This window comes from Poseidonibacter lekithochrous, assembly GCF_018861145.1.
In the GTDB taxonomy this organism is placed as follows: Bacteria; Campylobacterota; Campylobacteria; order Campylobacterales; family Arcobacteraceae; genus Poseidonibacter; species Poseidonibacter lekithochrous_A.
This window is the reverse complement of record NZ_JAHKQT010000004.1, coordinates 95766-108842: the sequence shown is the minus strand read 5'-3', so window position 1 is coordinate 108842 and position 13077 is coordinate 95766. Positions and strand designations below refer to the sequence as shown.

Below are 13077 nucleotides of genomic sequence, written 5' to 3'. Positions count from 1 at the left end.
TTTTTCCTATGGTATTTTAATATATATGTTAATTTTTAAATGTATTATATCTAAAACTTGAGTCTAAGTCAATCAAGGTTGTGAATATTTTTAGCAATTATATCTGTTAATTGATAATTTAATAGAAAAACTTTAGTGTTTAAGCCTTATTTTCTATGTATTTAGTTAGGATTTTACCAATTAAAGAAATAGGTATTATAAATGTTTAATAAAGATGAGTGGACACAAAATGAGTTATATAAATATTCAAAAGAGTTAGAAGAAAGTAATATTCAAGTTGTTCTTATTGATACTATTTTAAAGCCACTTGATAGAATAGAAACAATTACATATAATCCTTATGAAATGAATTTAATGCCAAAAGGTTCTGTTTTTGTCTTTTATTGTGATACTGGAAAAACTACAAGAGAGAGATTGTCTTATTATAAAAAGAAATTTCCTGATTATAAATGTATTAGTTTAAGAGGAGGAAGAGGGTACTGGCGACCTAATTATCAGCTACTTGATGAAATGGATAAAAATGTCTAAAATTGAAGAATATGATTATGTAATTATTGGTGCTGGAATTGCTGGAAGTTCTACTGCATATTTTTTATCTAAATATTCAGCATCAGTTTTACTTCTTGATAAAAATGATAAAGTAGCTTTTGGTGCAAGTGGTGCAGCTGGTGCTTTTTTGTCACCATTATTAGGTAAGCCTAATAAATTTAAAGACTTAATAAGAAAAGCTTTAAACTTTTCTACTTCTTTTTATAAAGAAGTTAATAGTAAATCTTTTACAAATGATGGAGTATGTAGAATTCCTAAAAATAATGAAGATAGAGAAAAGTTTAATTCTTATAAACCTTATATGGATTTTGAATATAAAGAGTTAAAAGATGGATATTTTTTTGATATTGGTTCGTGGATTAACCCTTCTGAAATTTGTGAATTACTAACAAAAGATATTAAACAGAAGTTAAACTATAATGTAATTTCAATAGCTAACGAAAATGAATCATGGCTTTTAAACAATGAAATTAAAGCTAAAAAATTAATACTTTGTACTGGTGCTAATACAGAATTAATCAAAGAAAAATATTTTGATATAAGAGCTGTTTGGGGACAAAAAATAGATATTACAACAAGCACTTGCGTTGATTTTAACTACCATAAAGAGTGTTCACTCTCAAAAGCTTTTAAAACTAAAGAAAAAGATTTATATAAAGTGTCAATAGGTGCTACTCATCATAGATTTAACTGTGATAAGAGTATTTGTAATTATTGTGTAGAAGTTGCAAACCTGAATAAAGATTGTTCTAAGTGTTATACAAAAGATATTACAGATAAGGATTCACTAGAATTAATAGCTAAAGCAAATGATATTATGAAATTAGAAGATGTAAATGTTATAGATGTTAAAATTGGAGCAAGAGCTTCAAGTACTGATTATTTTCCAATGATTGGGAGACTAATTGATTCAAAAAAAAGTTTTGATAAATTCCCTCATCTAATAAATGGAACACATATAAAAGAAGAGATGTTAGATAAAATAGAAAACCTTTATGTTTTAAATGGTGTTGGCGGAAGAGGTTTTGTATTATCCCCTTATTTAGCAAATGAATTAGTTGAAAATATAATAAATAATAAAAAAATTGAAGACACAATATCAATATATCGCTTATTTAAAAGATGGGCAAAGAAACAAAAAAGTAGAAAATCTTAATTAAAAATAATTATAAGAATAGGAATACAATTAATGGCAAATATTTTAAAAATAGTTTTTTTAGCAATCATAGGTTTTGGTATATTAGTATACTTAACTGCTCCTAAACAAGCGAGTAAAGATACAAAAATCGATAAAAGTATGAAGTTAAACACTTCTTTATTTCCAAGTCATTTTGAGGTTATTGGTGTTGGTGGATATATGAAAAAGAATGATTTATTTAAAAATGCAAATAGAAAATATATTATTGTGTTAAACCATGATGCACTATCTCTTATAGAGCCTTTAAAAACTGTGGATAGAAAAGATATAGTATTAGTTGCTAATATCTCTAAAACTCCATGGTTTATAAAAAAATTAGCAGTAGATGGAAAACTTGAAGAATTAAATATAAATTCTAATATTCCTATGGTAAATGATTCAAGTGGAAATTTTACTAAATTACTTAATATTACAGATGATACGCAAACTAAATATTTTATTTTTAAGATTAATGAAGATAATTCAATAGTTAAGTTAAAAGAAGCAGAAGTAAAAAAAGGTGCCTTAGAGTTTGGTATAACAAAAGAAGAAGCTAATAACTATATTGGAACACTAATTTCTAATCTACTATAGTGATAAAATTATTTATTTTACAAAAACTTGAATTTGAAGTCTAATAATGCTAAGATTTAATTATTAAAACAATTATAATTTTTCTTTTGTTTCTAAAGGCTTCAACATATGAATATATTTAAATCAAAAAAGTTATATGGAATACTTTTAATTCTTATTACTTTTTTAATGTTCTTTCTTATAAACTCCATTTTGGTATTTTTCGATAATACTGGAAAGGTAGAAAAAAAAATAGCAACAAATTTTAAATTTTTACAAAAAGAGAATAAGCCTATTGTTCTTTTATATTTTGGATACACTTATTGTCCAGATGTTTGTGTTTTAGCTTTAAATAGACTTAATCAACTCTACTCGGAAGTTGATAAGAATAAGGTTTCTATATATTTTATAAACCTGCTTGATGAAGTATCCTCTAAAGATACAAAAGATTACGTTCATTCATTTAACAAAAACTTTAATGCAATTGTACTTGATAAAAAGGAACTTTTAAATGTTACGAGTCAATTAAAAGTAAGCTTTTCTAAATCAATATTTAATAAAGAAGAAATGAATCATTCAAGTTTTTTATACCTTCTAGAAAAAAAAGAAGACAAATATTTACAAAAATATGTATATCTAAGTAATTCATATGATTTTAAGATGATTACTAATGATATATCTAATATATTAAAGGATGATTAATGTTAGAAAAATTATTTACTTTTTTCCCAATGTCTAGAAAATTAGATGTAAAAATAAAAGATGCATTGACTGTTGATTATATTAAAAGCGATAAATATATATTAATACTTTCTATTGTCTTATTTGTAATTATTACAGCAGTTTCCTCTATTCCATATAATACTTATGCAATAGGTATTGTAAGTGGTATACCATTGTTATTAATTACTTTTATTTCATATAAGTTTTTTAAAGGTACTGCCGTTTCAAGAATAGTTGCAGGTATTGTTTTAATGAGTTATCCTTCAATTATGATTATCCAAAATATGGGAATGATTGAAATGCATTTTGGATACTTTATCTTAGCTGCGGCATTAACTGTATATAAAGATTTAACTGCAATATTAGCTGCTACGGTTACAGCTGCACTTGGGCATATTATATTTACCTTTATTCAATTAAATAAAATAGATATAAATGGTTATCAACTGATGTATTTTAGTTATGGATGTAGTTGGGAAATTACAATCTTACATGTTGTGATGTTTGCAATTGAAGTGGTTTTATTAGCTTATATTGTATTTTCAACTATTGAACAATTTATATTAGCTAAGCGTTTACAGTTTGAATCTGAAAAATCAATAGCTAAAATAAATGAAGAACAAAAAGAGAGTGAAGTAATTATTAGCTCAACAATTGATATTGTAAAAGAAGTAAATAAAGGTAATATGGGAAATAGAATTGAAGGTTCAACTTCAAATGAAAATGTTGAGTTATTAAAAAATCTTTTAAATGATATGTTGAATAACTTAGAATCTTTGGTAGGAAAAGATATAAATAGTCTTACTACTGTTCTTTCAAAATATTCTCAAAGAGATTTTACAGCAACCTTAGATCCAAAAACATCAGGAGATATAGGTATTAAGATTATTGAAATGAATAAAATGATTACTGATATTTTACAAACAAATCAAAAAGATGGAACTTCTCTTCAATTAAGCGCTCAAGAGCTTACAAAAAATGTGAATACATTATCAAATAATGCTACATCACAAGCTGCAAGCTTAGAAGAAACTGCAGCATCTATTGATGAAATCACAAGTAATATTGAAAAAACAAGTTTAAAAGCTCAAGAGATGTCAAATATATCAAATGATACTAAATCATCTGCAAATGATGGACAAAAGCTGGCAAGTGACACTGTAAAAGCTATGGAAGATATTAATAACACAGTTCTTTATATTAATGAATCTATCTCAGTTATTGATCAAATTGCATTTCAAACAAATATTCTTTCATTAAATGCAGCTGTTGAAGCAGCAACTGCAGGTGAAGCAGGAAAAGGTTTTGCAGTTGTAGCCCAAGAGGTAAGAAACTTAGCAAATAGATCTGCTGAAGCGGCAAAAGAGATTAAAGAGTTAGTGGAAAATGCAACTAATAAAACAAATATAGGTAAAAAAATCAGTATAGAAATGATTGAAGGGTTTACTACTTTAGAAGAAAAAATATCAACTACTAATAAGTTAATAGATGATGTTACTAATGCTGCTAAAGAACAAAGTCAAGGAATGATTCAAGTTTCTGATGCTATTAATCAATTAGATAGATTTACTCAAGAAAATGCAGTAGTAGCAGATAAAGCAAATACAATTGCTAATGAAACAAATGATATTGCTTTAGATGTTGTTCAAAATGTAAATAAGAATAACTTTAATGGTAAAAATTTTTAAATAATTAGAAGTTAAATTAGCTTAGCTTTTAAGTATCTAAAGTTAGTTACTTAAAAGTTTTCTCATAAAAAACCTTGAAGATAATATAAATAATAATATATAAAAAACTCCCATAGTAAAAATTAATAATGCATGAATAAAATATGGCAAATGAGAAAAATTTTGCTCTAAAAGAGTTGCTATATATGTAATTGGTGTAATAAAAATATCACCAATAGTACTAGATGTTTCTAAACTTATATACAGTACAAGAAGTGAAATTGAGATAGTAATAATAAATGTCAATAGTTTCATTAATAATCCTTTATATATAATAGTTTATAATTTAAAAGTTTACTAATTGTGTATTTTATAGTTTTTCTTAAATTAAAAGACATATCTTTTTCCAGAATTTAAAGCTGGAAAAAGATTATGAAGTTTTAATCAAAGTAGTTATTTTTTTATTTAATTATTCAGTTTTCCCTGTAGCAACATTAACCTTACCAATAGCACATGATACAAAGCTTTTAGCTGTTGTTGTAGCTTTTTGTAAACCAGAGAGCTCATCACTTGATAAAGGGTATCCTAGAGCTCTTAATTTTAGTTTTAAAGAATCTTTTTTTTCATTTTCTAAGTCTAATGTAATTTTTCTTGGATGAACATCTAAATCTACTGAAACTTCACCAAACTCTTCTTTTAATGATGAAATCAATGTATTAGCACACCCACCACATTTTACGTTTTCTACTTCAAATGTTTGTTTCATTTTTATACCTTCTATATTGTTTTATTTATATATTAAATCTAATTTGATTAAAGTATACTGATTTTAAATAAAAAAAGGCAAGACTTTTAAGTCTTGCCTTTTTAAATAAAACAAATGAATTTGTTTATTTTATCCAATAATTGAATTTAAAGTTGGAGATGGTCTCATCGCTTTACTTACTAAATCATCATTTGGTAAGTAGTATCCACCCATATCAATTTCTTTACCATGACCAGCTACTAATTCAGATACAATTTTATCTTCATTAGAAGTCATACTTTCAGCAATTGGAGTAAATTCAGCTTTAAGCTCTGCATCATCATTTTGCGCTGCTAATTCTTGAGCCCAGTACATTGCTAAATAGAAGTGCGAACCTCTATTATCAATTGAACCTAATTTTCTAGCAGGTGATTTATCATTTAAAAGGAAAGTCCCTGTAGCTTTATCTAAGGTATCAGCTAAAACTTGTGCTTTTTTATTTCCTTGAGTATTTGCTAAGTGCTCAAAAGATGCAGCTAAAGCCATGAATTCACCTAATGAATCCCATCTTAAGTAATCTTCTTGTGCAAATTGTTGAACGTGTTTAGGAGCAGATCCACCAGCACCAGTTTCAAATAATCCACCACCTTGCATTAATGGTACAATAGATAACATTTTTGCAGATGTTCCAAGCTCTAAAATTGGGAATAAGTCAGTATTATAATCTCTTAAAACATTTCCAGTTACAGAAATAGTATCAAGACCTTTTCTCATTCTTTCTAAAGAGTAAGTAGTAGCTTCTAATGGATTCATAATAGAAATATCTAAACCACTTGTATCATGATCAGGTAAGTATTTATTAACTTTTTTAATCATTTCTCTATCATGACCTCTATTTTCATCTAACCAGAAAATAGCAGGAGTATTAGATAATCTAGCTCTTGAAACTGCTAATTTAATCCAATCTTGGATTGGAGCATCTTTTGCTTGACACATTCTGAAAATATCACCTTCTTCTACATCAAATGAGAATACAGTATCTCCATTTTTATCAGTTACAACGATTTTACCTTCACCAGCAGCTTGGAAAGTTTTATCGTGTGAACCATACTCTTCTGCTTTTTGAGCCATAAGACCAACATTTGGAACTGTACCAATTGTTGTTACATCTAATTTACCATTCTTTTTACAATCTTCAATAACAGCTTTAAATGATTGTGCATAACATCTATCTGGAATCATTGCAAGAGTATCTTCTTCTTTATCTTCGGCATTCCACATTTTACCACCACCTTTAAGCATAGCAGGCATAGATGCATCAATAATAACATCAGATGGTACATGTAAGTTTGTAGTTCCTTTTGCAGAGTTAACCATTGCAAGTCTTGGTTGTTTTGCATAAACAGCTTCGATATCAGCTTCAATTTCAGCTTTTTTATCAGCATCAACATTTTCTAATTTAGAATATAAATCACCTAAACCATTGTTAAAGTTAACACCTAATTTATCAAATAATTCACCATGTTTAGCAATTAAATCTTTGAAATATACTTTAACTGCAAATCCAAACATAATTGGATCAGATACTTTCATCATTGTAGCTTTTAGATGTAATGATAATAATACATCTCTTTTTTTAGCTTCATTAATTGCATTTTGATAGAAGTCTTGTAAAGCTTTTGCACTCATAACTGTTGCATCAATAATTTCATCTTTTAATACAGGTAAAGATTCTTTAAGTACAGTTTTTGAACCATCTTTTGCTATAAAAGTAGTTTTTAAATCATCTGCTGCTTCAAAAGTTTTAGAAACTTCAGTATCATAAAAATCTCCATGATCCATATGTGCAACATCCGTTTTAGAATCTTTTGTCCATTCACCCATTTTATGAGGATTGTTTTTTGCATAGTTTTTAACTGCACCAGGAGCTCGTCTATCTGAATTTCCTTCTCTTAATACAGGATTAACTGCAGAACCAGTAATTTTTGCATATCGTGCAGTAATTTCAGGTGATGCATCATAATTAGGCACATCGTAACCTTTTGATTGTAATTCTGCAATACAAGCTTTTAATTGTGGAACAGAGGCTGAAACATTTGGTAATTTAACAATATTTGCATTTGGATCTTGAGTTAATTCACCTAATTCAGCTAAATGATCAGCGATTTTTTGATTTTCTTTTAAGTTCTCAGGAAAGTTTGCAAGAATTCTTCCTGCTAATGAGATATCTTTTGTAACCATTTCAATACCAGAGCTTTTTGTAAAAGCTTTAATAATTGGTAAGAAAGAGTATGTTGCTAAAGCTGGAGCTTCATCAACTTTTGTGTAAATAATCTTTGACATGTTTAGTTCCTAAATTTAAATTTTTATACTGGATGTATATTAGCACTAATTGAATTTAGAGCTATTTAAAGCTAGGTTTAATTTTATATCAAAAAGATGTATGTTTCAATTTTTCACAGTTCTTATTTTACATTATCCCAAAGTGATTTAATAGAAGTCGGTTTTTGCTCTTTTACATCGGTCTTCATGATGATTTTAGCTTCTTTATCAATTTGAGTCTCTTTTGCTTTTATTTTTGTGTAACTTTTCTTTACACCTCTATTTGCATTAATATTATTCACATGCTTTTTATATGACTTAGAAAAAGTATGTAAACCAGTTTTATTATCTTTTACAAAATATAGATAATCACTTTTAACAGGAAAAATTGCTGCTTTTATTGCATTTAAACTAACTGCTGATACTGGATTTTTTGGTAAACCATTATGTTTATAAGTATTGTATGAAGAGGTATCTTCTTTTATTCTTTGTGATGTTACTTTTACATGGGAATATTTTCCATAATTCAAAGTTCCATCCATTTGTAGTTTCATCCCACGTCTTAATCTATTATGAATTACACTTGAAACAATTGGCATTTCTTCTATGCTTGCCGCTTCTTTTTGAATCACAGATGCTAAACTTAAATAGTGATACCATTTTTTCTTATCATATAAGCCAAATATTTTTTTAGAAAATTCTTCATATTTCTTATTACTTTGAGATAATAAATAAAATATTAAATGATCTTCATTCATTCCATAAGGTAAAGAATAAGTATCTGCAAGAATATTACCGTCTAATTTATATGAATGCTTTTTATATACTTCTTGTAGTTTTTTTTCTGAAAGGTTAAGCTCTTTAGCTAATTGTTTTAAAAATACATATGAAGTTTCACCTGGAATTAAAGTTATATTTTTTAATGCAGCTTTAGATGTTGTTAATTTGTATAAAAAGTCCATTTTTGTTAATCTGTTTTCATCTATACTAATCCATCCACTTTGGATAAAACCTATAGATCTTAAAATAACTTTATCAATTACATTTAGTTCGTAACCTGTTTTATTTAGGTAAAATACAGTATCATTCGTACTACCTTTAGGAATAAATAACACTTTTGTTGAACTCATAGGAATAGTTATATAAAATAAAATTATAATACAAGCTACAAGGAAAACCTCTATAATGTTAAAGGCAATTAAACTTCTATTTTTCTTTTTACTACTTATTGTTGTACTAATATCTTCGGCATTGTTTTTGGGCATAAAAATAAACTCTTTTTCTTTTGGAAATGTTTTAATCTCGCAATTCTATATAAAATTTGATAAAAAGCTTATTGTAGACATAGAAAATATAGAAATAAAATCTAAAAAATCTAGTGTAAACAACTCTTATGAAGACTTAAAAAAGAATATTGAATTACTTCCTACTGTTTTAAAATTCTTTAAACAAATTGATGTTAGAAGATTAAAAATCGATGGAAATGAATTCACTATTGCATTAAATGACGAATCTTTATATTTGGATAATAAATTTATTAATATTTCATCAAGTTTAGATTTTGTATCTAATCAAGTTATTTTTGATTTATATTCTTTATATTTAAAAGATATTGATTTAATGTTAACTGGAAAAGTAAAAGTTGATTATTTTAATGAAAAATTAGATTTATTAGGTGAATATTATTATCAAGATATTCAAGGTGAGATAACTTTAGATATAAATGAAAAGTTAGCAAACTTTTATTTGAATAGTCAGGAGTTTGAAAGTTTAAAATTTTTAAAAAAATTCTTTAGATTATCTAAAGTTGCAGAAGCTTGGATGTATGATAATGTTGATGGAAAAATACAATTAAAAGAATTTTATGGAAGTTTTGATTTAGTAAAAAATAAAATAATTGAAAAATCATTATATGGTCAAGCTGTTATAAAAGATGCAAAAATTAAGTTTCATAAAAATGTAAAAGAAATCAATACAAAGCAAATTGATGTAGGTTTTGAAGATAATAAACTTACTTTAGATTTGATAGAACCTATATTTGATAATATTAAAATTGATGGAAGTTATGTTCATATTAATAATATAGCAAGTTCTAAAAATGGAAATGTAGTTGTAAATATTGAAGCAAAAAAAGCTAAATTAGATAATAGAATATTAAATATATTAAAAGAGTTTAATATAAATCTTCCAATACTCCAAAAAACAGGTACTACAAATGCAACTGTTAAATTAATAATTCCCTATGCAAAAAATAAGAAGATGGATACTAAAGGTAAATTTATCCTTTCTAAATCTGATATTTTATTGCAAAACTTTCCTTTTTCTACTACAAAAGCGACAGTAGTTTTGGATAATTCAAAAGTCAAAATTTCTAATGCTGATATTAAATATAAAAATATGATTCATGCAAATTTAGATTTTGTTATTGATACAAATACTTCAAGTGCAAAAGGAAATGCTTTAATTAAATCTTTTTTAATAGAAGATAAAACTGATAAAATAGTGCATATAACAAATAAAAAATCAGCACTATTTTTCTCTTATAAAGATGATGTAAATATAAAACTTGATGCAATAAATACTGATATTAAAATTAGTGATTATATTTACGTAGATATTGATGAAATATCTTCAATCTATGAGTATTCAGACCTTTTAAAAAAAATCAATATAAAAGAGGGGGATTTATCTTTAAAAATTAAAGATGAAAATAATATCTCTTTTACTTCTTCTATGGAAGGACTTGATTTTCCAATTGAAAACAATTCTAAAAAAATTACAGAATTAAAAGTAAAAGGTTTAATAAAAAATGATTATGTAAAAGTAAATTCTCTTGATAATAACATAAAAGTAGAAGTTAAAAATAAAGAGATATTTGTGTCTTTAAATAATACAGATATAGTGATTAATACAAAAGAATCATCAAATAACGATTTACCATTATTAAATATTAATGCTAAAAATGCAAAATTTAAACTTGATAATGAGGTATATAATTTAAAAACAGCAAAGGCTATTTTAAAGCCAAAGCTTATTAGTTTTTGGGCTGATGTAAGAAATCTAGATTTACCAATTCTAAAAGATGGGAAGAAGGTGTCTTCTCTTAGTATAAAAGGTGATTACACTAAAAATAGTGTAAATATTGAGAGTTTAGATAAAAAGATCATTTTAAAATATTCTCAAAATAATAAAGCAGATATAAAAATTGATGATTATGATGTTTTAGTAAATACAAATAAAGAAGAAGAAAGTAAAATTAAGGATTTAAATATTGAGGGAAAAAACTCAAACATAATAATAAATGAAAAATTCAAATTTTTAGCTGATAGCTTCTCATTAAGATTACGTGATGAGAATAAATATTTTCATTTAAATCATAAAAAAACAGATTTTACATTTAAGGAATCAAAAGATAAAGAAATTGATATTTATGCTAATGATATAAGTGATGAGTTTATTAATACTATATTTAATAAAGAGATTTTAAAAGGTAATAATATATTATTTTTAGCAAAAGGTACATCAGAATCAATAAAAGGAAAAATGATTTTTAAAAATGTAAAAGTTGAAGATTTAGCAATTTTAAATAACTTATTATTGTTTATAAATACTTCTCCTGCATTAATTAATCCTTTATTAGCGATTCCTTCAGTTGTAGGTATGACAACAAGTGGAGGCTTTAATTTAACAGGATATCGAATAATAGATGGAGTCTTAACTTTTGATTATAATCAAGATAAAAAACTTTTTAATATTGAAAAACTAGTTACAGTTGGAAATGGTATTGATTTTGATGGTTCAGGAATTATTGATGTAGATAAAGGAACATTAGATTCACATGTAAAATTGATATTTTTAAAAGATTATTCAAAGATTGTAGGAGCTATTCCTATAGTAAATTATGTGTTATTGGGAAAAGATAAAAGAGTTGAAACAAAAGTTAATATCTTTGGACCTTTAGAGAATCCAAAAATATCTACAAACTTAACAAAAGATGCCTTCTCTGTTCCTTTAAATATTGCAAAAAGAGTTTTAACATCTCCTTCTGAATTTGTAGACTTTTTAAAAGATTTAGGGAAAGAAGAACCAAAGAAATAAACCTAAAAAAATTAGGTTTATTCATTTCTTAGTACATCAATAACATCTATTTTTGTAGCTTTTGCTGCTGGATAATATGATGATAAGGTTACAATAACAGCAGCACCTATTACAATAGATATAAAATCACTTAATGCTAAATCAAGTGGAAGTTTTGCTGTTCCATAAACATCAGCAGGAAGAGAAACAATATCAAAAGTGTCTAAAGCCCAATACCCAATAAATCCTAAAGCAATCCCACTCAAAATTCCAGAAAAACCAATAATTATACCAACTCTTAAAAAGATAGATTTAATCTCTTTATTAGAGGCACCCATTGATAAAAGTAGGGCGATTTCTTTTCTTCTGCTCATTACTGTCATTAAAAGTGATGATATGATATTTAATGAAGCTACTAGAATAATTAGCATTAAAACTATAAATAAGGCTGTTTTTTCCATTTTCATTGCAGCGAAGAAGTTTCCATTTTGTTGCCACCATCCTAAAACTCCAGCACCTGTATCTTTTAAATCTTCTTTTAACTTTTCAATATCTTTAAAAGCATCATTTGAGAAAATATGAATACCATCATAAGTATCTTTAGGCTTTTTTAATAAAGTCTGTAAAGCTTCAATAGAAGTATACATATAAGCTTGGTCATAAGCATTTAAACCTGATTTAAATGAATTTTGGAAAGTAAATCTTTTCATCTTTGGAATCATAGAAAATCCTGTTGGATTTAATGATGTAAAATATAGAGTTGTTTTAGTTCCTTTGTTTAAAAATAGTTTAGAAGAAATTCCTACACCAGTGATAATATCATATTTACTAAGTTCTAAATTACCTAAGGCTTTTTTATAAATATCATTTATTGAAGCTTCTTTTTCTGGAATTACTCCAAAAATCATACCCCCACTCATATCTTCACCACTTTGTGCAATTACTTGAGATGAAATATAAGGTGAAAATTTTAAATTGGGATATTTATTTTGTAATTGGTTTAAAAGTGATTTATCTATTGAATTATTAAATTTAGAGTAAATTGTAAGAGGGTAGTTCATAGTAAAAAGTTTTTTTTCAAATTCTTTTGCCGTACCATTCATAATCGCCATAGAAAGAATTAAAACCATAACCCCAATAGCTACACCTACAAATGCTAAAATAGCACTTATAGATATAAAAGGATTTTTTTTGTCAAATCGTAAATATTTTTTTACAATAAAATTAACTAATTTTTTATTCAA

General features: G+C 25.9%; 11 protein-coding genes. 6 read left to right on the top strand and 5 right to left on the bottom strand.

Annotation, left to right across the window (positions count from 1 at the left end; genetic code table 11):
* Positions 1 to 201: 201 nt before the first annotated feature.
* The 5 genes from KO488_RS02405 (at position 202) to KO488_RS02385 (ending at position 4710) form a co-directional block, all read left to right on the top strand.
* A complete protein-coding gene (locus KO488_RS02405) occupies positions 202 to 528 on the top strand; it encodes a hypothetical protein (RefSeq protein WP_216057193.1) in 327 nt (108 codons plus the stop codon).
* Complete coding sequence (locus KO488_RS02400) at positions 521 to 1705, top strand: FAD-dependent oxidoreductase (RefSeq protein WP_228318972.1); 1185 nt, start codon at positions 521 to 523, stop codon at positions 1703 to 1705. Before KO488_RS02405 ends, KO488_RS02400 begins: the two co-directional genes overlap by 8 nt.
* A 33-nt stretch (positions 1706 to 1738) precedes the next feature.
* Positions 1739 to 2320 carry a hypothetical protein gene (locus KO488_RS02395; RefSeq protein ID WP_216057192.1) on the top strand — a complete coding sequence of 194 codons (582 nt, stop codon included), beginning with the start codon at positions 1739 to 1741 and terminating at the stop codon, positions 2318 to 2320.
* Between the two features lie 108 nt (positions 2321 to 2428).
* The gene (locus tag KO488_RS02390) at positions 2429 to 3001 is read left to right on the top strand and encodes an SCO family protein (protein ID WP_216057191.1); all 573 of its coding nucleotides are present in this window, start codon (positions 2429 to 2431) and stop codon (positions 2999 to 3001) included.
* On the top strand, positions 3001 to 4710 hold the full coding sequence (locus KO488_RS02385; protein WP_216057190.1) for a methyl-accepting chemotaxis protein: 1710 nt from the start codon (positions 3001 to 3003) through the stop codon (positions 4708 to 4710). The genes KO488_RS02390 and KO488_RS02385 overlap by 1 nt, the downstream gene beginning before the upstream one ends.
* Before the next feature lie 42 nt (positions 4711 to 4752).
* On the opposite strand, the gene KO488_RS02380 is transcribed toward KO488_RS02385, so the two are convergent.
* From KO488_RS02380 to mltG, 4 genes are all read right to left on the bottom strand, one after another.
* The gene (locus tag KO488_RS02380) at positions 4753 to 5004 is read right to left on the bottom strand and encodes a hypothetical protein (protein WP_216057189.1); all 252 of its coding nucleotides are present in this window, start codon (positions 5002 to 5004) and stop codon (positions 4753 to 4755) included.
* A 154-nt stretch (positions 5005 to 5158) separates the two neighbouring features.
* Positions 5159 to 5455: a heavy-metal-associated domain-containing protein gene (locus tag KO488_RS02375; protein WP_216057188.1), complete on the bottom strand. Its 297-nt coding sequence runs from the start codon at positions 5453 to 5455 to the stop codon at positions 5159 to 5161.
* Between the two features lie 129 nt (positions 5456 to 5584).
* A complete protein-coding gene (locus KO488_RS02370) occupies positions 5585 to 7777 on the bottom strand; it encodes an NADP-dependent isocitrate dehydrogenase (protein ID WP_216057187.1) in 2193 nt (730 codons plus the stop codon).
* A gap of 122 nt (positions 7778 to 7899) precedes the next feature.
* On the bottom strand, positions 7900 to 9021 hold the full coding sequence (gene mltG / locus KO488_RS02365; RefSeq protein WP_216057186.1) for an endolytic transglycosylase MltG: 1122 nt from the start codon (positions 9019 to 9021) through the stop codon (positions 7900 to 7902).
* Between mltG and KO488_RS02360 the strand changes: the two genes are divergently transcribed.
* Positions 9014 to 11854, top strand: a complete 2841-nt coding sequence (locus KO488_RS02360) for an AsmA-like C-terminal domain-containing protein (RefSeq protein ID WP_228318971.1) — start codon at positions 9014 to 9016, stop codon at positions 11852 to 11854. The genes mltG and KO488_RS02360 overlap by 8 nt on opposite strands.
* Before the next feature lie 17 nt (positions 11855 to 11871).
* Here the strand turns inward: KO488_RS02360 and KO488_RS02355 are convergent, their stop codons facing one another.
* Positions 11872 to 13077, bottom strand: coding sequence for an ABC transporter permease (locus KO488_RS02355; protein WP_216057184.1), 1206 nt, complete (start codon positions 13075 to 13077; stop codon positions 11872 to 11874).

What these genes read in the sequence shown, in the direction of transcription:
- KO488_RS02395 (WP_216057192.1), top strand. Translation starts at nt 1,739, where the DNA reads ATGGCAAATATTTTAAAAATAGTTTTTTTAGCAATCATAGGTTTTGGT.
- KO488_RS02380 (WP_216057189.1), bottom strand. Translation starts at nt 5,004, where the DNA reads ATGAAACTATTGACATTTATTATTACTATCTCAATTTCACTTCTTGTA.
- mltG (WP_216057186.1), bottom strand. Translation starts at nt 9,021, where the DNA reads ATGCCCAAAAACAATGCCGAAGATATTAGTACAACAATAAGTAGTAAA.
- KO488_RS02390 (WP_216057191.1), top strand. Translation starts at nt 2,429, where the DNA reads ATGAATATATTTAAATCAAAAAAGTTATATGGAATACTTTTAATTCTT.
- KO488_RS02370 (WP_216057187.1), bottom strand. Translation starts at nt 7,777, where the DNA reads ATGTCAAAGATTATTTACACAAAAGTTGATGAAGCTCCAGCTTTAGCA.
- KO488_RS02400 (WP_228318972.1), top strand. Translation starts at nt 521, where the DNA reads ATGTCTAAAATTGAAGAATATGATTATGTAATTATTGGTGCTGGAATT.
- KO488_RS02375 (WP_216057188.1), bottom strand. Translation starts at nt 5,455, where the DNA reads ATGAAACAAACATTTGAAGTAGAAAACGTAAAATGTGGTGGGTGTGCT.
- KO488_RS02405 (WP_216057193.1), top strand. Translation starts at nt 202, where the DNA reads ATGTTTAATAAAGATGAGTGGACACAAAATGAGTTATATAAATATTCA.
- KO488_RS02385 (WP_216057190.1), top strand. Translation starts at nt 3,001, where the DNA reads ATGTTAGAAAAATTATTTACTTTTTTCCCAATGTCTAGAAAATTAGAT.